Annotated in this window: 22 protein-coding genes; 15 read left to right on the top strand and 7 right to left on the bottom strand. The window is 44.3% G+C overall.

What is annotated here, in order from left to right:
* Positions 1-174: 174 nt before the first annotated feature.
* The 6 genes from QV280_RS03830 to QV280_RS03805 all read right to left on the bottom strand — a co-directional run bounded on the left by QV280_RS03830 (position 175) and on the right by QV280_RS03805 (position 7,007).
* The gene (locus QV280_RS03830; protein ID WP_152821712.1) at positions 175-1,287 is read right to left on the bottom strand and encodes a DUF1513 domain-containing protein; all 1,113 of its coding nucleotides are present in this window, start codon (positions 1,285-1,287) and stop codon (positions 175-177) included.
* Positions 1,277-2,326, bottom strand: a complete 1,050-nt coding sequence (locus QV280_RS03825; protein ID WP_152821710.1) for an imelysin family protein — start codon at positions 2,324-2,326, stop codon at positions 1,277-1,279. Before QV280_RS03825 ends, QV280_RS03830 begins: the two co-directional genes overlap by 11 nt.
* Positions 2,327-2,359: 33 nt before the next feature.
* The gene (locus tag QV280_RS03820) at positions 2,360-3,778 is read right to left on the bottom strand and encodes a di-heme oxidoreductase family protein (protein WP_152821708.1); all 1,419 of its coding nucleotides are present in this window, start codon (positions 3,776-3,778) and stop codon (positions 2,360-2,362) included.
* Between the two features lie 85 nt (positions 3,779-3,863).
* Positions 3,864-5,120: an imelysin family protein gene (locus QV280_RS03815; protein WP_152821706.1), complete on the bottom strand. Its 1,257-nt coding sequence runs from the start codon at positions 5,118-5,120 to the stop codon at positions 3,864-3,866.
* A 326-nt stretch (positions 5,121-5,446) separates the two neighbouring features.
* A complete protein-coding gene (locus QV280_RS03810; RefSeq protein ID WP_152821704.1) occupies positions 5,447-6,223 on the bottom strand; it encodes a DeoR/GlpR family DNA-binding transcription regulator in 777 nt (258 codons plus the stop codon).
* A gap of 10 nt (positions 6,224-6,233) precedes the next feature.
* Complete coding sequence (locus QV280_RS03805) at positions 6,234-7,007, bottom strand: glycerophosphoryl diester phosphodiesterase (RefSeq protein ID WP_152821702.1); 774 nt, start codon at positions 7,005-7,007, stop codon at positions 6,234-6,236.
* 234 nt (positions 7,008-7,241) lie between these two features.
* Here QV280_RS03805 and ugpB point away from each other — a divergent pair, with 234 nt between their 5' ends.
* The 5 genes from ugpB to QV280_RS03780 are packed head-to-tail and all read left to right on the top strand — an operon-like array spanning position 7,242 to position 12,268.
* On the top strand, positions 7,242-8,549 hold the full coding sequence (gene ugpB / locus QV280_RS03800; protein ID WP_152821700.1) for a sn-glycerol-3-phosphate ABC transporter substrate-binding protein UgpB: 1,308 nt from the start codon (positions 7,242-7,244) through the stop codon (positions 8,547-8,549).
* Positions 8,550-8,605: 56 nt separating this feature from the next.
* A complete protein-coding gene (gene ugpA, locus QV280_RS03795; protein WP_023402850.1) occupies positions 8,606-9,487 on the top strand; it encodes a sn-glycerol-3-phosphate ABC transporter permease UgpA in 882 nt (293 codons plus the stop codon).
* A complete protein-coding gene (ugpE, locus tag QV280_RS03790) occupies positions 9,487-10,335 on the top strand; it encodes a sn-glycerol-3-phosphate ABC transporter permease UgpE (protein WP_023402851.1) in 849 nt (282 codons plus the stop codon). The genes ugpA and ugpE overlap by 1 nt, the downstream gene beginning before the upstream one ends.
* 3 nt (positions 10,336-10,338) lie before the next feature.
* The gene (gene ugpC / locus QV280_RS03785) at positions 10,339-11,445 is read left to right on the top strand and encodes a sn-glycerol-3-phosphate ABC transporter ATP-binding protein UgpC (RefSeq protein ID WP_023402852.1); all 1,107 of its coding nucleotides are present in this window, start codon (positions 10,339-10,341) and stop codon (positions 11,443-11,445) included.
* Complete coding sequence (locus QV280_RS03780) at positions 11,438-12,268, top strand: HAD-IIB family hydrolase (protein WP_152821698.1); 831 nt, start codon at positions 11,438-11,440, stop codon at positions 12,266-12,268. The genes ugpC and QV280_RS03780 overlap by 8 nt, the downstream gene beginning before the upstream one ends.
* Before the next feature lie 118 nt (positions 12,269-12,386).
* Here QV280_RS03780 and QV280_RS03775 read toward each other — a convergent pair whose 3' ends face one another.
* Entirely contained in the window at positions 12,387-13,454 is a 1,068-nt protein-coding gene (locus QV280_RS03775) for a class I SAM-dependent methyltransferase (RefSeq protein ID WP_023402854.1), read from the bottom strand.
* 310 nt (positions 13,455-13,764) lie between these two features.
* On the opposite strand from QV280_RS03775, the gene QV280_RS03770 reads away from it, so the two are divergent.
* The 10 genes from QV280_RS03770 to QV280_RS03725 all read left to right on the top strand — a co-directional run bounded on the left by QV280_RS03770 (position 13,765) and on the right by QV280_RS03725 (position 21,913).
* A complete protein-coding gene (locus QV280_RS03770) occupies positions 13,765-14,496 on the top strand; it encodes a beta-ketoacyl synthase chain length factor (RefSeq protein WP_152821696.1) in 732 nt (243 codons plus the stop codon).
* The gene (locus QV280_RS03765) at positions 14,493-15,257 is read left to right on the top strand and encodes a lysophospholipid acyltransferase family protein (RefSeq protein WP_152821694.1); all 765 of its coding nucleotides are present in this window, start codon (positions 14,493-14,495) and stop codon (positions 15,255-15,257) included. Before QV280_RS03770 ends, QV280_RS03765 begins: the two co-directional genes overlap by 4 nt.
* A 17-nt stretch (positions 15,258-15,274) precedes the next feature.
* Positions 15,275-15,535, top strand: coding sequence for a phosphopantetheine-binding protein (locus QV280_RS03760; RefSeq protein ID WP_261823804.1), 261 nt, complete (start codon positions 15,275-15,277; stop codon positions 15,533-15,535).
* A gap of 19 nt (positions 15,536-15,554) precedes the next feature.
* Positions 15,555-15,812 carry an acyl carrier protein gene (locus QV280_RS03755; RefSeq protein WP_023402858.1) on the top strand — a complete coding sequence of 86 codons (258 nt, stop codon included), beginning with the start codon at positions 15,555-15,557 and terminating at the stop codon, positions 15,810-15,812.
* On the top strand, positions 15,812-16,381 hold the full coding sequence (locus QV280_RS03750) for a COG4648 family protein (protein WP_023402859.1): 570 nt from the start codon (positions 15,812-15,814) through the stop codon (positions 16,379-16,381). The genes QV280_RS03755 and QV280_RS03750 overlap by 1 nt, the downstream gene beginning before the upstream one ends.
* A complete protein-coding gene (locus tag QV280_RS03745) occupies positions 16,378-17,772 on the top strand; it encodes an AMP-binding protein (protein WP_023402860.1) in 1,395 nt (464 codons plus the stop codon). Before QV280_RS03750 ends, QV280_RS03745 begins: the two co-directional genes overlap by 4 nt.
* A gap of 81 nt (positions 17,773-17,853) precedes the next feature.
* The gene (locus QV280_RS03740; protein ID WP_152821797.1) at positions 17,854-18,213 is read left to right on the top strand and encodes an ApeI family dehydratase; all 360 of its coding nucleotides are present in this window, start codon (positions 17,854-17,856) and stop codon (positions 18,211-18,213) included.
* 1 nt (position 18,214) lies between these two features.
* A complete protein-coding gene (locus QV280_RS03735) occupies positions 18,215-19,927 on the top strand; it encodes a glycosyltransferase family 2 protein (RefSeq protein ID WP_367869609.1) in 1,713 nt (570 codons plus the stop codon).
* Positions 19,908-21,461, top strand: a complete 1,554-nt coding sequence (locus QV280_RS03730) for an HAL/PAL/TAL family ammonia-lyase (protein WP_152821692.1) — start codon at positions 19,908-19,910, stop codon at positions 21,459-21,461. Before QV280_RS03735 ends, QV280_RS03730 begins: the two co-directional genes overlap by 20 nt.
* The gene (locus QV280_RS03725; RefSeq protein WP_023402864.1) at positions 21,461-21,913 is read left to right on the top strand and encodes an acyl-CoA thioesterase; all 453 of its coding nucleotides are present in this window, start codon (positions 21,461-21,463) and stop codon (positions 21,911-21,913) included. Before QV280_RS03730 ends, QV280_RS03725 begins: the two co-directional genes overlap by 1 nt.
* Positions 21,914-21,953 lie beyond the last annotated feature (40 nt).

Here is a 21,953-nt window from a genome sequence, read left to right as displayed (position 1 = left end):
CCGCATATTCGAACTGAATCACTATTCCAATGAACAGAATAAAAGTGTGAGATATCTATTTTAGGGACTTTTAAGGCATCAAAGAGGACGATAAGTTATTAGATGTTCCTTTTTAATCGGCGGCTTTTGTGCTAGGCAATTAATATTGTGTGATTTTTCAAAAACGATTTTAAATTATATTCGACTCCAATGATTATCCCAAAATAGTGGCGTAACCATTTGATTAATAATCATTTTTCCATCATGTAGCAACTGCATAACAGCGGAGCCTGAACCAGAACTGACCGCAAAAGAATCACTATTAGCGCTAACGCCAGAGGCATCGGATAAACTGGATAACTGTAACAACTTTCCACTTTTTTGCGCCCAAACGCCATAACAATTACCTCTAGGTGAGGTGGCAATGACCCATTCATCGGTAGTGGCAATGCTACCAATATAGTTGTTAAACCTTGCCCATTGCTCAGGCGTGGCCTGTAATGGTGTCAGATTTTCGGCTCTTTTAGTTGCATCATATTGCCCTAAAGAGTGCCTATAAATAAGCGCCGGATGCTCACTAAGATCGCCTTTATTTTGCAGGGCGCAATACACCGAATCTTTCCCTTTACTTAAATGACGAATACTCAGCTGATGATCCGCCAAAAACACCTGTTCTAACAGTTCGCCCTTGGCTGATAAATAACACAGAGATGGCTGCATACTGGCAAGATTTATCGGCTCTCGCCCATTGGTTTGAATGCCACCTACCGCCACAACCAACACATCGTTATCTAGCTGTATGATTTCATGGGGCCCAATACCAAAGCCACTAAATTCGGCCACTTTTTGATATTGATGCTCTGCGTCATAGACACCGATGATCCCGCGACTACTCGCCACTTCTCCTTCAGTAGCGTACAGCCAACGAGAATCAGGCGAATACACGCCATGCCCATAAAAGTAACGGTTGTTAGAGGCTAATTTTATCTGAATGCTCTCACCCGTTAGGTAGTTGTATACCTGAAAATACTGTCCCGGACGCCGTGAAAACACCGTCACGTGCTGGCGCGCTGTATTCACCGCGCTACCATGCCCGCGCTCAGCAAGGGGGAATTGATGAATAGGTTGCCCATACTGATCCGCGATCACCGCCATAAAATGATGACGATGGTTCATCGCACAACCAATAAAAGTAGGCTTAGATGCTGATGAGTTACCTGCTGTTGAGCAGCCAGAAGCAAAATAGGGCGTCACTCCAGCGCAGAGTATGCCTTTGAGCAAAGTGCGGCGTGAGTTATTAATCGCCATCGGTTGCGTTAAATCCTATTACAATGCCAAGCTCTACCGCGGCGATTTCATCCAATAGATATTTTAGGTGCTCCAATTTATGGTACTGATTGAGCACGACCCGATAGCCCTGTTTAGTTTGCAATAAATCAAACACACTTTGCTGTTGCGGCCAACTCGCAAGCACATTAGAAAACTGCTGACCAATACTGTCAGCAACCTGCGTACTGCCGTTGTCGCGAAGCAGTTTATCTAAGCCTCGTCCATCGGCAAAATACAGCTTTTGCAGTGCTTGAACATTGTATTTAAGCTGAGTCATCGACTGTTTTGCCCGCCACGATTCCGCGAAATAGGGCTTAGGCTGACCAATTTTAGCCAAAGGTCGGCTTAGCTTTTTCATCGAATAATCAAGTTGATTGGACAGTAATGATACGTATTCAGAGCGCCATTGCTGCGCGCTTAGCTCAAGCCAAGGATTGCTTTGCCAAGCCTCATTTATCGCCAGCGCATTACCTTGCAAAGTTTGCCCAATGGCGATAGCGGTTTGACACGTAGCCGAGTTTGTCGCCAGATCAGAAGCCTCATCATAGAGTAGCCACTCAATGGCGCCCACCCCTTGCACTGTCACGCTTTGTTCAGCAATCCCTTGGCTATCCCACACTTGTGAATCGCCGAGCAGTTCAGACATTTTTCGGCCAAGGGTGTTTTTCTTATCCGGCCAAAACTGAATATTCCAGTTTAAATCCAACGCTTGTTGCGGACCGCGCTCTTGCCCTTGCAGTGCCATCCAAGAATGCATAACTGTCGACCAAGCCTGCTTCACTTCAGCCTTTGAATCTTGCTCTGATGCACAATAGTCTGTTAGAGACTGCGATAAGCTCTGCGTATAGCGATAAAACCTAGCGGCTGATGCTTTTTCTATCTCATACACGGCATTTTTTGAATCCCAATTCGTATCTGTCGATTTTTCTACTGGGCTTTGTACTGAGTTGGGCATCATTTGACACCCCCACAGCAGTGGCGTCATATAAAGTAGGTGTTTGTATGAAAATAAAGTCATTGAAGTGTTCCTTACTGCATTACCACTTATCCGTTACAGCGAATTTAAAAAAGCTAATAACGCTTCTCTTTGCGGCTTATCTAAATTCAACACATATTGCTGAGCAGACTTTGCTTCGCCGCCATGCCACAGCACCGCCTCTAACAGATTTCGTGCTCGGCCATCATGTAAGAAATAAGTGTGTCCATTGACCTCTTGGGTATAACCAATTCCCCACAAAGGTGGTGTGCGCCACTCTTGGCCATTGGCTGTAAATTCGCCTCGGTTATCGGCTAACCCTTCGCCCATGTCGTGCAACAGTAAATCGGTATAGGGGCTAATACGCTGCTTTGACAATGCAGGAAACTCTGGCACATCAGCGGTAATCACGCTCGGTTTATGGCAAGAGTCACAGCCTGCTTTAGCAAACAACGCCTCACCTTGCTGAACTTGCAAGCTATCTAAATTTCGACGCGATGGCACGGCAAGATGCTGAGAATAGAACTCCACAAAATCGAGAATTTTATCGCTGACTTCAAACTCACCGCTATTACCATTGCCATTAGGCAGTTCATCACAAATAGATTGCTTTGCAGTGCAGTTCTCGCTAGGAAAAAGTCGGCTGGTAATGCCTAGATCGCCATTAAAAGCGGCCGCATTTTGCTGCATTAAACTGGGCTGTCCCGCCTTCCAACCAAAGCGACCTAACACGGTTTGTTGCTGTTCTACACTCCACACCAGATTGGCTTTACCTGAAACGCCATCACCATCATCATCATTAATATCTTGCCAAGCAAGAATGGTCGATTCAGGGATCGCTTCGAGCAAACCTAACCCTATCATTGGCGGGGCAACGCGCGCAGACAACATGGTGTCCTTTGCCATAGGGCCATAGTTTAGGTTTGAAATCGAGACTGTGGGCTTACGTAAATTCACCACAGTGCCATCAGCAAAACTCACCGCTTGGGTTTGATAATGTATGTTGATTTTGCCTTCGGCAGGATGACCGGTTACTGCAAAGTCTTGCAGTTGTCCGCCATAAGTTGGCTCTGGAATTGAACCCTGAGTCAGCAACAGCTGTTTTTGCTTGTCCGTTACCGCAGGAATACTCAGCCTGATGAGCATAGAAACCGCATGCAAATCGTTTTCTTCTGGCGGATGTCCGCGACCATCTTTGACATGACAATTTTGACAGCCGTTCGTATTAAAAAGCGGCCCTAAACCATCACGGGCTTCGGTTGTGGCGGGAGCCGGAATCCAAGGGTTACGAAAAAAACTGTTCCCGACACTAAAATCAAGACGCTTAGAGATAGGCAAATTAGCGGCAGGTAAAGAAAAAGCATTCGCTCCTTCTTTTTTGACAGTAGTACCGCCACCGGTTCGCACATCATAGGCCGCAGCGCCAAAGGTAAAGATAAATAAGCTAGCGAAACAACTAATAACAACCAAAATACGACGAAAGCTTTTAAACATGATATTCCATTATCGATTTTACAAACACAAACGTGAAAAACGGCAAAAGGAGGCGAGCATTCGCCTCCTTTTATTTTCCTTTTACTTAAAACTGATGATCAGCTGTATCTGGATTCAAACTTGTAATGCCAATGATAGTGGCGCTTTTTTCAATGGCTTTGGTTTGCTCAACCAGAGATTGAATCGTGTCTTGCACCAGCTGTTGACCTGCTTTGTTGTTAGAAGCAATCAGTTGATCAAAGTGCTGACCTTTATTTTCAGCAGAATCCACCAGCTTACCGACTTGGGCAATGGAGCTATCAAACTGTTGCTGAATCTGCTGCGCTGCTTTGGCATCTTTTTGTTGCACCAAATCGGCAATACTTGGTCCTGCAATTTTTTTACCGTCGCTACGAGTGTAAGTCCCCGTGTATACGTTGTAGATCCCTTGCTCGTTGTAGTAATGAGAGTTGTGCGTGTTATCAGAAAAACAGTCGTGTTCATCTTCTGTTGAACCCGCTTCTAATGCCACTTTCATTCTTTCTCCCGCTAACTCACCTAAAGAAAGCGACCCCATGCCAAACAGCATTCGGCGTAAACCGTTTTCAGATGGCTCACTAAGCAAGGTTTGGCGATAATTATCTTTGCTATCCGCAGACCACTGTTTTTCCATCCACTGTAAATCTTCAACCAATAGTTGCGCCGTTGCTTGTAAGTACTGCCCGCGACGGTCACAGTTATTATTTGTACAACCCTCACCCACCACATAATCGGTATAACTGCGTTCACCTGCACCGCTATTGGTGCCATTTAAATCTTGGCCCCACAACAAGAACTCAATTGCGTGATAACCCGAAGCCACGTTAGCCTCTGAACCACCAAGTTCATTAAGACTGGCGATTAATTGTGGAGTGATGGTTGCCGTATCCACCTTTGTATTGCCGATAATCAGCTCGCTGTTCGCGACAATATTTGCCGTTGCGCCATCGTTACCCATTTCAAATTGGTAACCTGCAGCAACGTAGTCAATTAAGCCTTCATCTAGCGGCCATGCATTAAGTTGCCCTTCCCAGTCATCCACTACCGGATTACCAAAACGGAATACTTCTGATTGTTGGTATGGCACTCGCGCATTTAGCCAGGCTTGTTTTACTTGCTTAAAACTGGCCTCTGACGGCTTAGCAATAAATTGCTCAATGCTATTATTTAGGATTTTCGCCGTTGCCAGTGAATCAAAATAAACCGAGTGCGCTACATCCGCATAATGAGTAACAACTTGTTGTTCTGTCACTTCTTTTGCTGACAATGGACTGCTCAATAAAGCCAATGCGGCCACAGCTGAAAAAATAGGTTTCTGTTGCATAATGTTGTAAATCCCTTACCTGGTGTTAATGCGGTTGCGTTTGATAATCGTTTTCATTCACATAATGTACGTGATTTTCACCTTTTGTTACAAACATTTTTTTACATAATTTTCACGTACAGTAATAACCACAAGATATAAGTGGGCTTTTAGTTATGCTTATTTAAGCGCTTGTGACAGGCACAACAGAGGGACTAACAAAGGTAAATATGAGACGAAGTAAGGAAGGTCTTAAATAAAAAAACCAGCATTTTTAGTGCCAAAAATGCTGGTGAAAATGAAACGATATAGATGAGATCTCAATAGAGATTATCGATTTCGATGACTCAATTCGAGCTAAGTGTTTTTCCCCCAAAGACTCGATCAAATTGAGTTAAGTTCGCCACTTTTGCATTGGCTTTTCTATGCCATTTACTGGAATTTGCCACTAGCCATTTCTGTTTAGAACCGATGAGAATAGCTTGACTGGTCTGCGCTTCACCCAGCTCATGTTCCATTGCGTACTCATTGAGCACTGCTTCATCATTGCTAGATGCACACAAGTCTTGATGACCATCTAATTGCTGAATTTCACTAATGGCCGCACAGCTAATAATGCCAATATCGGCGCTGAATTTATCAAAAAACTGTCCCACTCCATCACCAATAATATCGCCATCGCGAGTACGCAATTTGCCACCCGCCAACCATATTTCGATATGATCGTACTGTGACAAAATATGCGCCGCTTGAAAGTTATTGGTGACGACTCGTAATTGATTATGGTTGACCAATTGCTCTGCAATTAAAGCAATTGTGGTGCCAATGCCTAAAAACAAAGTACATCCGTCAGGGATCTGTTTGACTACCTCGGCGGCTACCGCTCGCTTTTCATCTTGATTGGTCGTGCTTCGTGATAGAAAGCTGCGATTAACCAAGGTGCTTGGCAAGCTCACACCGCCGTGATGGCGCTGTGCTAAGCGTAGGCTACACAGCTTATTAATATCACGGCGTATTGTTTGAGTGGTTACGCCAAAATGTTCTGAAAGTTCATCAATGCTGCAATATTCTTGTGCTGAGATCAGATCGATGACTTGTTGCTGACGAAGACTTATATTGTGCATGGCATTACGCTCAAACATTTTCTAAGGCGACGTACGCTTGCGGAATATCAGTGATCATCATATCCACGCCCCAATGCCAATAATCTTCCACCAGCTCAGGGAAGTTAGGCGTGTAACAATACAACTGATAATCAAACTGCTTGATCTGTTGCGCTGTGGCTGAGGTCAAAAAGCGATAGTCACAATGTACGCTGTAGGCATTGATATCACGTAGAATATCAAACGCATTGAGAGGGATTTTCTGCCATAGTTGCCCTCGGCGTACCTGTGGCAATAAATCCTGCATCTCAACTAATGCTTGAGTAGAAAAACTGGAAAATAAGATCTGATCTGCAGCAATACCTGAGGCAATAATGACTTGCGCCACTTTAGCGCACAACAGTGCAATATCGTCTTGCGGATATACTTTAAGTTCAATGTTCAGCTTTGTTTGAGTGCGCTGCACAAAGTCTAATGTTTCCAACAAAGTCGGAATAGGCTCATCCATATATTTATCATTAAACCACAGACCTGCATCCAACTTTTTCAATTGCGATAAAGTCATTTCAGCCACTTTGCCACAACCATTAGTGCATCGGTTAACCGTATCATCATGGATGACCATAGGTACGCCATCACTGGACAACTGCACATCAATTTCTATCCACTGACAGCCTGCATCTACCGCAAGTATAAACGCAGCTAACGTATTCTCTGGTGCTTGGCTTGAAATGCCACGATGCGCCATTGTTTTTAGAATAGCGTTGGCCTTCAAATTACCCTCTGTCTTCAAAATACTAGACATTCACTCTCATTCCATATCCACCTGAATTACCTAAAGAATGTCAGGCAAATATGACAAATAAATGTCACCACTTATACAAATCAAATGTTCAATTAAGTTCATTTATCTGTAATCCAAACGTCATCTTTCTCATTTAACTTTCACTTGAACGCAAACAAAGAAATATGAATACAAATGAACATGGACCATCGAGTTCATTTTCTATTACCCAAACTTAAATTTAAAGGAACGAATATGTCGATTACACGCTTTACTGGCGCAGTACTAGCAACAGCGCTTCTTAGTGCCCAAGCTCACGCAAAGACGGAAGTTGAATGGTGGCACGCGATGGGTGGTGCTCTTGGTGAGAAAGTTAACGCAATTGCTACTGACTTTAATGCCAGCCAGTCTGAGTATGAAATCAAACCTGTATTTAAAGGTAGCTACGCAGAAACGATGACCAGCGCAATTGCTGCGTTCCGTGCTAAAGAGCAGCCAGCTATCGTTCAGGTATTCGAAGTGGGCACTGCGACAATGATGGGTGCAGAGCAGGCAATTTACCCTGTTTACCAATTGATGCAAGACACTAAAGAGCAGTTCGACTCTAGTGACTACCTACCAGCAGTAACAGGTTACTACACCACTAAAGACGGCAAAATGTTATCAATGCCGTTTAACAGCTCAACTCCTGTGATGTACTACAACCAAGACATGTTTGCTAAAGCGGGCATCAAAGAAGCTCCGAAAACATGGAAAGAGATGGAAGAGACGTCTCTTAAACTGATGAAGTCTGGCGCTAAATGTGGTTTCACAACCACGTGGCAATCATGGGTTCAAATCGAGAACTTTGGTGCACGTAACAACGTTCCTGTTGCTACTAAGCAAAATGGATTTGATGGCTTTGACACTGAGTACACCTTTAACTCTGAACCATTTGTTAAACACATCGATCAAATGGCGAAATGGTCTAAAGAAGGCGTATTTAAGTACGGCGGTCGCCAATCTGACGGTATGCCATTGTTCTACACTGGCGAATGTGCGATGACAATGGGCTCTTCTGCTGGCCTAGCCGGCATTCAAGAAAACATGCAAGGTATTAACGTAGGTGTTGCACAACTTCCTTACGACGACACTCTAGTAAAAACACCACAAAATACCATCATCGGTGGCGCATCTCTTTGGGTTCTTCGTGGTCACTCAAGCGAAGAATACAAAGGCGTAGCTAAGTTCTTTACTTACCTATCTAGCCCTGAAGTACAGTCAGAGTGGCACAAAGGCACAGGCTATTTGCCAATCACTCAAGACGCTTACGAGTTGACTAAGAAAGAAGGCTTCTACAAGTCTCACCCTGGTACAGATACCGCTGTTATCCAAATGACAGAAACTGCGCCAACGGAAAACTCTAAAGGTATCCGCTTTGGTAACTTCCTACAAACTCGTGACATCATCAACGAAGAACTAGAAGCAGTTTGGGCAGGTCGTAAATCAGCGACTACAGCACTAAACACTGCTGTGCAACGTGGTGACCAACAACTACGTCGCTTCGAACGTACGCAAAAGTAACCTATCTCGCCACCTGATCTTAATTAAAGATCAGGTGGCGTTCACTGGATTTTTATATGTCTTCACAAGTTGTTTTTAAACACAAATGGTTACCCGTTGCGCTTATTGCGCCGCAATTAATCATCACTCTGGTGTTTTTTATCTGGCCAGCAGGTCAGGCAGTTTTCCAATCTACTCTGTTAGAAGATGCTTTTGGCATCAGTCGTGAGTTCGTGGGATTGGAAAACTTCTTGAATTTATTTAGCGATAAGCTCTATTTAAACTCTTTTCTTACCACTATGCAGTTCAGCATCAGCGTTGCGGTACTCGCCCTTGTCAGTGCATTAGTGTTGGCCGCTTTTGCCGAACAAATCATGCGCGGCGCGACGTTTTATCGCACTTTTTTGATTTGGCCGTATGCGGTTGCCCCTGTAGTCGCAGGTTCTTTGTGGCTATTTCTGTTTGATCCCACTATTGGCGTAGTCAGCGAAATACTGAATTTATTTAATGTGAATTGGAATCCAACCCTGAACGGCACTCACGCCATGTGGATGGTGGTGATTACCTCTACTTGGAAGCAAATCAGCTACAACTTTTTGTTTTTCTTAGCTGCCTTACAATCGGTTCCTAAGTCATTGCATGAAGCTGCCGCTATTGATGGTAGTGGCCCAATTAAGCGTTTTCTCACCATCAGTTTCCCACTGATTTCGCCCACTAGCTTCTTCCTATTGGTAGTGAACTTTGTATACGCCTTCTTTGATACTTTTGCGGTTATCCATGCCATGACCCAAGGCGGTCCAAGCAACAGTACCTCAACGCTAGTGTACAAAGTGTATAACGACGGCTTTATCGGCCTTGATCTTGGTTCATCGGCCGCCCAGTCCGTGGTGTTGATGATCTTAGTGGCGCTACTGACTGTCATTCAATTTAAATACGTAGAAAAGAAGGTGGCTTACTAATGGTAGAACGACGCCCTTTATTTAAACTCGTTTGTCATTTGGTACTGATTCTCGGTATTTTGGCCATCGCGTTACCGGTGTGGATTGCTTTAGTGGCAACCACTCACCCCAATACGGCATTTGCGACCGGCACACCACTGTGGTTTGGCGATCTTGGTTTGAGCGTGTTTGTAGATTTACTGTCGGGTACCGGCGTACACAACAACAGCGCCCTGCCTATTCCGCAGATGCTACTCAACTCATTTATCATGGCGATATGTATCACTATCGGCAAGCTGACCATTTCAATTTTGTCTGCTTATGCGGTGGTATTTTTTGAATTTCGCGGCCGTATGCTGGCATTTTGGATGATCTTTTTCACCTTAATGCTGCCAGTCGAAGTGCGCATCATGCCTACCTTTGAGGTAATCACTAACCTCAATATGTTGAACTCATTCTATGGTTTGACTATTCCTTTGATTGCCAGTGCGACCGCGACTTTCTTATTTAGGCAGTTTTTCTTAACTGTCCCTAAAGAACTGGTCGAAGCGGCGCGCATTGATGGCGCAGGCCCAATGAAGTTCTTTTTTGATATTTTATTGCCGCTATCGCGCACCAACATTGCGGCTCTTTTTGTGATCACCTTTATTTATGGGTGGAATCAATACCTTTGGCCTTTGCTCATCACCACAGACACTAGCTATTACACCATTGTAATGGGCATCAAGCAGATGCTTGGCGTTGTCGATGGCGTGATTGAATGGAACAAGATCATGGCGACCACCATTATTGCCATGTTACCCCCTGTCATCGTGGTTATCGGGATGCAAAAAGCATTCGTCAAAGGCCTTGTGGATTCGGAGAAATAATTTATGTCTACCTTAACTCTTTCAAATATCGCTAAGTGCTACCCAAATGGATACCAAGCGATTCAAAAACTTAATTTAAACATCCAAGACGGCGAAATGGTGGTCTTAGTTGGCCCAAGTGGCTGTGGTAAATCAACGCTGCTGCGTATGATTGCGGGTCTAGAAGAGATCTCCAGTGGCGAGCTAAAAATTGATGACAAAATCGTCAACGATCACGAACCAAGCGAACGTGATATTGCGATGGTGTTCCAGAACTACGCTCTGTATCCACATATGTCGGTATTTAATAACATGGCGTATGGCCTACGTAACCGTAAAACGCCAAAAGCTGAGATTGAAAAACTGGTCAATCAAGCCGCTGAAATGCTTGAGCTGTCTCATCTATTAGACCGTAAGCCTAAGCAACTCTCTGGTGGTCAACGTCAGCGCGTGGCAATGGGGCGCGCCATTGTGCGTAAGCCAAAAGTATTTTTATTTGATGAGCCGCTATCAAACCTTGACGCTAAATTACGCGTACAGATGCGCCTAGAGATCAAACGACTGCAACGTAACCTAAATACTACCTCTGTGTACGTTACCCACGATCAGGTTGAAGCCATGACACTGGCCGATAAGCTAGTGGTGCTAAACCAAGGTAATGTAGAGCAAGTAGGTTCACCGCTTGAGATCTATCAAAAACCTGCATCACTGTTTGTGGCCACCTTTATGGGCTCTCCGGCGATGAATATCTTAAACGCGAATATTAGTGAGCTCGGCATTCATATTGGCGAGACTATTTTACCCATCAACAGCCAAGGCCTTCCTTACGGAGTGATTAAAGTTGGGCTGCGTCCTGAGCATTTGTTGCTAGAAAAACACAACCCAAGATTTAGCGTAAAAGTGGAATTAATTGAAGCGCTTGGCGCTGATTTATTATTGTACTGCCACACTCTTGATGCGCATCCACAAAATCTGGTTGTTCGCGTTGATGGTCATGAGGCGATTCAGCCTGATGACATCATTGGCCTAGACTTTGATAATGAATCCATCCACCTATTTGATACCCAAAGCGAAGCACGTTTTGATTTTGAATGTGTCGCTTCGCAACAAAAAGAGGCTGTAAATGCTTGACCCAATCAACACCATTGACCTTAATCGCCTCCGCGATATTGAATGGTTGTTAACCGACGTAGACGATACTCTGACATGGGAAGGTAAACTTCCTGATGTCACCCTAAAGGCCCTGTACGACTTACAGCAAGTTGGGGTTAAGGTTGTTGCGGTAACTGGCGCTTGCGCTGGTTGGTGTGACCAAATTGCAAAATTATGGCCTGTACATGGCGTGATCGGCGAAAATGGCGCATTTTGGATGCAAAAAAATGCCACTGACTTTAGTGTTCACTCTGCGCTGCCCATGCAGGAAATGCAGCAGCAACAAGCTAAACTAAAGCACGAGCTAGAACAGCTTTTAGCGCAGTATGATGATATTGGCTTTGCCTCTGATCAGCCGTTTCGCTACTGCGATATAGCGATCAATCTTAGTCAAGACCGAGAGCCTGTCAGTGATGAGATTGCGCAACAGTTAATGATGAAATGTCGCGGGCTAAGCATTGACGGACAAGCGGTGCACGCTACGTTAAGCTCTATCCATCTCAATGTGTGGTTAGGAGAGCATAGCAAGCGTGTCACTGGTGAAGCTTATCTGAGAGCAAACAGCATCTTTGAAGATTTACCGCTACAGCGCATCAGTTATGTGGGCGACTCACAAAACGATGAAGCTATGTTTCAATGGCTTCCAACGACATTTGGCGTCAACAATATTCACAAGGTGTTAGATCAGTTGACCAGCAAACCAAGTCACCTACTGACTGAAAATGGCGGATTTGGCTTTGCTGAATTAGCCAATAAAATTGTGGATGCAAAACGCCAAACCCTAAAGGTGGTGGCTGGATAATCTTTTATCCTAGTTAACTTTTATCTTTGATAAGAATTACCCGCTAATAATAAAAAAGCCCCGCTGATTTATCACAATCAGCGGGGCTTTTGTCTATTACTGTGAGCAAATTAACGGGTTATTTCGCCTGCAATTTTAACAGTGTATGACCTAAGCCAATGTTATCGATGCGCTCATCCACCGCAAGGCCGGCTTCTTCGATAATTTCTAGGAAGTCATCACTGCGGTAGAAACGGCTATTACCGTTGGCTAAACAGGTGAAATACAGTGAAGTGGCATTTAGGCTGTATGCGGCTGCTTCGTATTTTTGTGCATCCCAGAACAGTTCCAGAATGTAGATTGAATCACCAGGTCGAAGCTGCTTTTTCACGCGCTTCAAAATACTCAGAATTTCCATAGGCGAGAAACAATCTAAGAACTGGCTCATCCACCATGTATCAATGTTGTCTGGCAGAGTCTGCTCTTTGTTGAGCATGTTGGCCGGGTAAAAATTAATGCGATCGGCAAAGCCATTCTTTTCGGCATTGATTTTTGCCATCTCAAGTTGTTGAGGCAAATCGACAATAGTAACGTTCACGTCTTGATCGTAGTTACAGCACTGCAACGCCCACTTACCTGTGTTGCCACCGATATCCGCAATTTTCTGTGGTTTATTGCCAAATACCGTTTCAAGTAATTTCGGGAATGAACGATCCGAGTAGAAGTGATCAAAGTTAAACCAGCTTTGCTTGGCTTGCTCTGGTAGACGAGATAATCCCTCATAGATGGTTTCCCAATCACCTAGCTCTTTAAGCCCTGCCGGTTTGCCTTCTACAATCGCTTCGGTTAAATGCATCATCGCCGCGTAACAAACGTCAGCGGTAAAATCCATATTCGCTTTGGTCATGCCATCGTGTAGCAGGAAGAAACCAAGGTTCGCGATAATATAGTTAGGCTTGTTATAGGTAACGATATTGGCACTAACCGCCATATCAAGCAGAACTTTAACACCATATTCTGAGACATCAGACTGTTGGCTAATTTGCTCAGCATTGAGTCCTTGTTCACCTGCATTATCTAACACGGCCAAAATGCCTAAATCACGCAATGTTCTCGCAGTATGAAATACGATGGGAGCAAAGGATAACTTTTGCGCTTCAGTTTTCGCTTCTAGCGCGGTATATGGGTCTTGTTCTTTATTTAACACAGATAAACCTTTATATGTAATTAGAGTGCCCGCTGAGCAGGTTCTGTTGCAGAGAGTTTTCTCTAGATGTCGACGTTGAGCTTACATTCAACGATTACAATTATGAGCGATATTAGCATCTTTTGCTTTCAAGTTTATTGGGTTAATGTATAGCATTAAGTGAAAATACTTATTGCAAAAATAATCAGGAATAAACTTTTAGGGTTTTTATTTCTTTATTGGTGCGCTTTTCTAAGTCATTTCAGCAACAACGATCTCGATATTAAACGTTACATATCAAGATTTTATATACAAGAGTCTGCACAAAAATATGCTCAAGAATAACCTAACACTACAATTCAACATTGATGCATGGAATGCTTATGCGCCAGGTATATCGACGCAAAGCCAGTGGCAAGAATGGGCAGATGACGGCATTTGGCCACAAGACAGTACGATAGTATCGTCCGCAATACCGCCAATGATGCGCCGCAGAATGAGTAGTTTAAGTAAGCTTGCAGTGCAAACCAGCATTGAATTACTCAAAGAGCATGACGTGCAATATCTCGTGTTTGCCAGCCGTCACGGAGAGCTGCATCGCAGTGCAAAACTGATTAATGATATCGTCTGCGGCGAAGAAGCCTCACCTATGGCTTTTTCACAGTCGGTGCACAATACCGCAGCAGGGCTTGCCACCATTGCCATTAAAAAGCCCATTCCACTGACCTCTATTGCCGCTTCAAGCAATACCTTTCACAGCGCCCTTACTGAAGCTTGGTTATATTTAACTTGTCACCCGACCCATAAAGTACTGATCGTCGATTTCGATGAGCCTCTACCCGATGCATACTCCAAATATGAAAACCAAGTTTACAACGGTTATGGGCTTGGGCTAGTGGTATCATATGGCGATAGATTCACAATCACCAAGCAAATGAGCAATGACACCGAAGAGCAATCAATGCCCCAAGCATTAACCTTTCTTCAGCATTTTCTTGGTAGTAGCAATAACTGGGCGATAACATCATCGAAGCAAATATGGGAATGGTATCAAAAACCATGAAGACACTTGACCGCTATTGGCGTGTTTTTGCTACCGGATTCTGCTTTGTGGTCTTTGGACTAGGCGGCCTAGTGCTGAGCTTTTTAGTCATCCCCGTTATTCATTTATTTATTAAAAATCAAACCCGTAGAGAGTATAAGGTTCAGGGCGTTATTCAGCGCTCTTTCAATGGCTTTTGTAAACTCATGAAGTTTACTGGCGTTATTGATTATCAAATTATCGGTGCGGATATATTAGAACAGGACTCAGACTGTCTGATTATTGCAAACCACCCTAGCCTTATTGATTATGTGCTCATTGCATCGCAGCTCAAACGTTGTGATTGTTTGGTTAAGTCTTCTATTTGGGCTAACCCTTTTATGAAGCACATAGTAAAAGCGGCAGGTTATATTCCAAATGAAACCGCCGACGATCTTCTGGTACGATGCACACAACGATTTGATAAGGGCAACGTGTTGCTTATCTTCCCTGAAGGGACCAGAACAACACCGGGAGTTCCGTCAAAATTACAAAGAGGAGCGGCGCAAATTGCCATTCGCACCCAAAGAGATTTGCGTGTAGTGCATATTTCCGTTTCTTCTAGCTTCCTTACTAAACAAGGAAAATGGTATAACGTACCGTTAAATAAGCCTTTTTTTCGTATTGAAGTAAAAGACAAAGTTAAAGTTCAACCTTTTATCGAACAAACAGAGTCGCCAACAATTGCGGCCCGCCGTTTGCAACGGCATTTAACTGAGATAATATTTCCTAATAATCATTAGCCATAAAGTAGGTCCCAGTGGAAAAATTACATAACGAAATTAAACAACTCATCATTGATGCTCTTAATCTTGAAGATTTAACCATTGATGATATTGAAACTGAAGCGCCGCTTTTTGGTGATGGATTAGGTTTAGATTCAATCGATGCCCTAGAACTGGGTCTTGCGATTAAAAAGAAATACAACATTATTATTGATGCAGATGACACTAATACTCGCGAGCACTTTGCTTCTGTTAGCAATCTCGCCACTTACATCTCTTCACAGATCAGCGAATAATCCGTAGGTATAGACTCTCATGACAGACGTAAGTAAAGATCAGGTATTTAATCAAGTTAAAGAAGCCCTAGTCGAGCTATTTGAACTGGATGAAGCAGATATCGTATCTGACGCTCATTTATACACAGATCTCGATTTGGATAGCATCGACGCGGTTGATCTTGTTGTTCACCTACAAAATGTAACAGGCAAGAAAATCAAACCGGCTGAATTTAGCGCAGTACGTACGGTTGATGATGTAGTAAACGCTGTTGCTGAGCTTCTTAAGGAAGCCTAATGCGCCAATTGCTGACAATTCTGTCCGCTGTGGTGTTACTTGCCTATCCATTTGCCGTGTATTTTGGCATTGATAGGTTTGGATTTTCCATCGTGGGGATTTTATTGATCCTCGCTTTGGCAGTGCGTTTACTCAGTGTTCAAAAAACCAAGCTCAAAGAGTTGAAATACGTGGCGCAAATTAGTGCGGTCACCGGCATCACTCTAGTGGGGTTAGGACTCATTTTTAAGCAGCACGGTTGGCTAACGTTTTATCCCGTTGTAGTCAATCTATGCATGTTGGTGGTGTTTGCTTCTAGCTTAAAACAGCCACAAACCATTATTGAACGCTTAGCCAGACTGCAAGACCCCGACTTACCTCAAAGTGGGGTGGACTACACGCGAAAAGTCACTGTAATTTGGTGTTTGTTCTTTATTGCAAATGGACTATTCGCACTTTATACCTGCTTTCATTCACTGCAACTTTGGACGCTCTACAACGGGCTAATTAGTTATATTCTTGCCGGATCATTATTCGCCATTGAGTGGATTGTTCGCCAGTTTCTCCTGAAGGATCGTAAGATAAAATGAACCTAGAGCAAGCTAGCTTTTCTTCTCTTACACACCTGTTTTGTACAGAGCGTGCTACTAATAATCGTGCTAGTAATAATATAGTGGCTTTCGATAGACACACCCATATCACGTGGCGCGAGTTTCAACATGATGTAGCGCTCTATGCTGAGCGATTAGCGCAACACCGTGAACAAAACGTCGCTTTGTGCTTTGGCAATAGCTACCTGTTTGCTGTGGGCTTTTTTGCGGCTTGTTACAGCCAAAAATCATTGGTATTACCGGGCAACTATCAAACCCAAGCGCTTAAAGAATTGAGTCAACACTTTGACTTGTTATTGCATGATAGCGATATCACCGTCAGTAATGATTTGAACGCGCTTGAAGTGACTCGAGCTTCAGAAAGTACAGCCACTAAGCCAATCGCATTTGCGCCTCTGGATCTCGATTCAATCAAAGTAACTTTGTTTACATCTGGCTCCAGTGGCACAGCAAAAGCCATCGTAAAAAAACTGACGCAACTGGATAATGAAGTGGTTATTTTGGAGTCCCTTTGGGGCGCAGATATAGCCAACACACGCATCGAAAGCACTGTCTCTCATCTACATATTTATGGATTGCTCTTCCGCCTGTTATGGCCGCTCTGCGCTGGCCGACCTTTTGCAGCGCACAATTTAGAGTTTCCAGAACAAGTTATCCAACACGCGGATAAAGACTCGGTGCTGATCAGTAGCCCAGCCCTGCTTAAACGTCTAACGGATGACAAAAAGAGTGCGCCATATCGCCGCATAGTGTCCTCTGGCGGGCCTTTACCGCAAGCAGCCGCCAAACTGAGCCAAACGCTATTGGGCTCTCTGCCTATGGAAGTGTTTGGTAGTACCGAAACCGGTGGCATTGCATTTCGTCAGCAACACACTCCAAGTACAGCTTGGCAGTTATTTCCAACTGTAGAAGCTGAGCTCAATAGTGAAAACTGCTTACGCTTACGTGCGCCACATATTGCCGGTGACGATTGGTATCAAACCGCAGACGAATGTCAGTTCCATGATCAGCGCAGTTTTGATCTCAAAGGGCGAACCGATCGCGTCATCAAAATAGAAGAAAAACGCATCTCTTTAGTCGAACTCGAAAAGCGCTTAGATCAACTAGACTGGATTGAAGAAAGCGCCACGATTCCAATGCAAGATGACCAGCGTCTAACAATTTGCGCAGTCATCGTGCTCACCGAAGCTGGGCATAAAGAAGTGCAGCGTATTGGTAAAGGGCCGTTTTGGATTGCTCTACGTAAAGCATTGCGAGATTGGTTAGAGCCGGTAGCGATTCCGCGTAAGTACCGCATAGTCGACGACATTCCGCTAAATAGCCAAGGCAAACGACAAGTAAACGAAATTAAGAAGCTGTTTCAAGCATGAGTAATGTCAAACTGGGCAAAGGCACACAACTAACAATTACGCAAAAAAGACGCAGATAACGAAATGAGTAAGATAAAGCAGATGCACAAAAGAAAACCAACCATCATTGATGTGAATTGCGCTGATACGCAAGCCACACTGCAGCTTAAAGTCGACGCTGACATCTTGGATTTTTGCGGCCATTTTTCTCATTTCCCTTTATTGCCTGGAGTCAGTCAAATTGATTGGGCGCTGTTTTATGCGGTTGAATACCTAAATACACCCGCTGTATTTAAAGGGATGGAAGTGATTAAGTTTCAAGAGCCTATTTTGCCTGATGCACAAGTCACTTTGGATTTGAACTGGGATAGCGATAAGCAAAAACTCTCCTTCAAGTTTCGCTCGCAACAGGGCGAATTGTTGGTGATTCATTCCTCTGGAAAAATGAAACTAGGGAAATAATGTGCAGACTTACCAGCCGTGCTTTTTAATTCCTTGCTATAACCATGGCAGTACTATTGATGCTGTAGTGGCTTCGCTAGAAGCGTTTGCTCTACCTTGTATCGTAGTTGATGACGGTAGCGATAGTGCCACTAAGCAAGCCTTGCAAGAATTAGCCAACAGCCGTGAGGTAATTTTAGAAACTTTAGCTGAAAACTCAGGTAAAGGCGGCGCGGTGATGGCCGGTATTCGCAAAGCTCATCAACTTGGTTACAGTCACGTTATCCAAATTGATGCCGATGGTCAGCATGACGTTGACGCTCTGCCTAAGCTGATTGCTAGCTCAAAAGCGCACCCTACTCGTCTTATTTCGGGGCAACCTATTTACGATGCGAGCGTGCCAAAATCTCGTTTGTACGGTCGCTATGCCACCCATATTTGGGTATGGATAGAGACACTGTCATTGTCTATTAAAGACAGCATGTGCGGCTTTAGAGCCTATCCAGTCGCAAAAACTGTGGCTGTGCTGGATAAATACCGCATTGGTCAACGCATGGATTTTGATATCGAAATCTTAGTACGCATGTACTGGGAAGGCGTTGATATCGACTTTGTTGAAACCCGCGTAATTTACCCAGAAGGTGGCATTTCCCACTTTGACGCTTTGTGGGATAACGTCAAAATCAGTTGGATGCATACCCGTCTGTTTTTTGGCATGTTACCAAGAATCCCTAAGCTGTTAGCGCGTCACTGGCAAAAGCCTACCAACACAGATAAAACCCATTGGTCAAAACGTCAAGAGCAAGGCACTGTGCTTGGCATTAAACTGATGTTGGCGATTTACACCCTACTGGGACGAAAAGTGTTTAACCTGATCCTAAAAGTGGTGATCCGCTATTACCACTTAACAGGCAAAGACGCCAAATTGGCCTCAGAACAATTTTTACAACAGCTGCAAAGCTATGCCACAGCACAAGGCATTGCACTGCCTAAACCCATCGACAGTTATCATCACCTACTCTCTTTTGGGCACACTATGCTCGACAAACTGGCGGCGTGGAAAGGCGATTTTAATAGTGACAACCTGACCATACACGGCAAAGAGCACTTCCCTAAAATTGCCCAAAGCCAACGTGGCGTTATCTTGATTGGCTCACATTTGGGCAATATTGAACTGTGCCGAGCATTAGCGCGTAAGTACTCACATGTAAAAATTAATGCTTTGGTGTTTACCGAACATGCAGAGCGATTTAATACCGTAATGAAAGCGGTCAACGCAAATTCAGACCTAAACTTGATTCAAGTGAGTAGCATTGGGCCTGATACCGCGATTTTATTACAACAAAAAATTGAAGCTGGTGAATGGGTAGTGATCGTCGGCGATCGCACCTCCACCAGTAAAGAAAGTCGCTCAGTATGGGCGGACTTTTTAGGTAAACCTGCGCCATTTCCGCAAGGTCCATTTTTGCTGGCATCGGTGCTAAAAGCACCGGTATATCTGCTATTTGGATTACGAGATGACTCTAGTGATAAGCCGCTGTTTGACGTTTATTTTGAGCCGTTTAGTGACAAGATCATTCTTCCTCGAAAAGAACGTCAACAAGCTCTGCAAAATGTCGTGCAAAGCTATGCCGACCGTTTGCAGCACTATACATTGCAAGCTCCTTTGCAGTGGTATAACTTTTTTAATTTTTGGACATTAAGTGATCAGAAAGATGACAGAAAAAAACACTAACACCATTACCTTCGGCGCTCAGGCGCTTTCTATCGAAGACGTTGTTGCCATTGCACAAGGTGCAGATGCCAAGCTAAATAATGCGCCAGAGTTCACTAGCAAAATTGACCGTGGTGTGGCGTTTTTAGAACGTCTTTTAAAAGAAGATGGCGTGGTTTACGGTGTGACTACCGGCTATGGTGACTCATGTACTGTGGCAATTCCACCTAACTTGATTGATGAACTGCCACTGCACCTTACTCGTTTCCACGGCTGTGGTCTGGGTGACATTTTAACGCATGAACAAGCAAGAGCGGTTCTGGCAACTCGCCTTTGCTCTCTAGCGCAAGGTGTATCGGGTGTTTCGCATGAACTACTAAACCAAATCATCACTCTGATCAACAAAGACATTACTCCGCGCATTCCTGAAGAGGGTTCTGTGGGCGCAAGTGGCGACTTAACGCCTCTTTCTTATCTTGCTGCGGCGCTGATTGGCGAACGTGATGTGATCTATAAAGGCGAAACTCGCCCTACCGAAGAAGTATTTGCAGAGCTTGGCATAGACCCCATTCGTCTTAAGCCAAAAGAAGGGCTAGCACTGATGAACGGTACTGCGGTAATGACCGCTATCGCTTGTCTAGCCTACAAACGCGCAGAATACCTAGCTCAGCTGTGTTCTAAGATCACAGCCTTAGTTTCTGTGGGCATGAACGGTAACCAGTTCCACTTTGATGAAGCATTATTTGCGGTAAAACCTCATCCAGGTCAGCAACAAATTGCAGCATGGATTCGTGACGATCTAAAAGCAGAACGTCCACCACGCAACAGTGATCGTCTTCAAGACCGTTACTCGCTACGTTGTGCACCGCACGTTATCGGCGCGGTTCAAGACTCTCTACCTTGGATTCGTTCTTTAATTGAAAACGAACTAAACAGTGCCAACGACAACCCTATCATCGATGGTGATAACGAGCGCGTACTGCACGGTGGTCACTTCTACGGTGGTCACATTGCTATGGCAATGGACACGCTAAAAACCGGTATTGCTAACCTAGCGGATCTACTTGACCGCCAAATGGCTCAGCTAATGGATTACAAATTTAACAACGGCCTGCCATTTAACCTAACCGGCTCTGAAGGCGAAAGAAAACCTATTAACCACGGCTTTAAAGCAGTACAAATTGGTATTTCGGCTTGGACGGCTGAAGCATTGAAACACACCATGCCAGCGAGCGTATTCTCTCGCTCTACTGAGTGTCACAACCAAGATAAAGTGAGCATGGGGACTATTTCGGCGCGCGATTGTGTACGCGTACTTGAGCTTACCGAACAAGTGGCTTCGGCTTCATTGCTCGCCAGTGTACAAGCGCTAGAAATTCGCCGTCGTCACAATGAATTGGATGATGAGCACCTAAGCTCAAACCTAAAATCAATTCGTGATGCGGTATTAAGTGAGTTTGAATTTGTCGAAGAGGATCGCCCTCTTGAGCATGACTTACGCCACTTTATGGCTCGTATTCAACAGCGCCACTGGCCTCTATACTCGGAGAAATAATGGCAAACGACAGTCGATTTTCACTCGAATCTGAGGTGACTTTAGTCACCTCATTTCAAGATGCCGACCCTATGGGAGTCATCTACCACGGTAACTACTTCCGTTTTTTTGAAGAAGCCCGTCGAATCTTAATGGATAAGATTGGCTATGGTTATTTAGCCATGCAAAAATCTGGGTACATGTGGCCAATTATTGATACTCGAGTACGCTACGTTAAAGCGATTCCCTTTTGTCATGAGATAAAAGTAACCGCCAAATTGACGGAGTGGGAAAATCGATTGCGCGTTGACTACGTAATCTATGATGCAGCAACCAAGCAACGCATGTGTAAAGCGCATACGATGCAGGTTGCCGTATCCATAGACAGCCAAGAAATGTGTTTTGTATCGCCCAAAGTATTTACCGATAAGGTGGAATATTGGCACAGTCATGGCAGCAATAGCCCGTCATGAAACCTTGTATTAGTGACGTTGACAGAGCGAGAAACCGCAG

The organism is Vibrio sp. B1Z05 (assembly GCF_052955985.1).
Note: the sequence above shows the minus strand (reverse complement) of the source record. Positions and strands in the feature narration are given on the sequence as shown.

Excerpts from the sequence above, each read along its gene's own strand:
- QV280_RS03755 (WP_023402858.1), top strand. The coding sequence starts at position 15,555 with ATGACAGACGTAAGTAAAGATCAGGTATTTAATCAAGTTAAAGAAGCC.
- ugpC (WP_023402852.1), top strand. The coding sequence starts at position 10,339 with ATGTCTACCTTAACTCTTTCAAATATCGCTAAGTGCTACCCAAATGGA.
- QV280_RS03750 (WP_023402859.1), top strand. The coding sequence starts at position 15,812 with ATGCGCCAATTGCTGACAATTCTGTCCGCTGTGGTGTTACTTGCCTAT.
- QV280_RS03815 (WP_152821706.1), bottom strand. The coding sequence starts at position 5,120 with ATGCAACAGAAACCTATTTTTTCAGCTGTGGCCGCATTGGCTTTATTG.
- QV280_RS03740 (WP_152821797.1), top strand. The coding sequence starts at position 17,854 with ATGCACAAAAGAAAACCAACCATCATTGATGTGAATTGCGCTGATACG.
- QV280_RS03820 (WP_152821708.1), bottom strand. The coding sequence starts at position 3,778 with ATGTTTAAAAGCTTTCGTCGTATTTTGGTTGTTATTAGTTGTTTCGCT.
- QV280_RS03745 (WP_023402860.1), top strand. The coding sequence starts at position 16,378 with ATGAACCTAGAGCAAGCTAGCTTTTCTTCTCTTACACACCTGTTTTGT.
- ugpE (WP_023402851.1), top strand. The coding sequence starts at position 9,487 with ATGGTAGAACGACGCCCTTTATTTAAACTCGTTTGTCATTTGGTACTG.
- ugpB (WP_152821700.1), top strand. The coding sequence starts at position 7,242 with ATGTCGATTACACGCTTTACTGGCGCAGTACTAGCAACAGCGCTTCTT.
- QV280_RS03825 (WP_152821710.1), bottom strand. The coding sequence starts at position 2,326 with ATGACTTTATTTTCATACAAACACCTACTTTATATGACGCCACTGCTG.
- QV280_RS03805 (WP_152821702.1), bottom strand. The coding sequence starts at position 7,007 with ATGTCTAGTATTTTGAAGACAGAGGGTAATTTGAAGGCCAACGCTATT.
- QV280_RS03830 (WP_152821712.1), bottom strand. The coding sequence starts at position 1,287 with ATGGCGATTAATAACTCACGCCGCACTTTGCTCAAAGGCATACTCTGC.
- QV280_RS03730 (WP_152821692.1), top strand. The coding sequence starts at position 19,908 with ATGACAGAAAAAAACACTAACACCATTACCTTCGGCGCTCAGGCGCTT.
- QV280_RS03780 (WP_152821698.1), top strand. The coding sequence starts at position 11,438 with ATGCTTGACCCAATCAACACCATTGACCTTAATCGCCTCCGCGATATT.
- QV280_RS03765 (WP_152821694.1), top strand. The coding sequence starts at position 14,493 with ATGAAGACACTTGACCGCTATTGGCGTGTTTTTGCTACCGGATTCTGC.
- ugpA (WP_023402850.1), top strand. The coding sequence starts at position 8,606 with ATGTCTTCACAAGTTGTTTTTAAACACAAATGGTTACCCGTTGCGCTT.
- QV280_RS03810 (WP_152821704.1), bottom strand. The coding sequence starts at position 6,223 with ATGCACAATATAAGTCTTCGTCAGCAACAAGTCATCGATCTGATCTCA.
- QV280_RS03770 (WP_152821696.1), top strand. The coding sequence starts at position 13,765 with ATGCTCAAGAATAACCTAACACTACAATTCAACATTGATGCATGGAAT.
- QV280_RS03725 (WP_023402864.1), top strand. The coding sequence starts at position 21,461 with ATGGCAAACGACAGTCGATTTTCACTCGAATCTGAGGTGACTTTAGTC.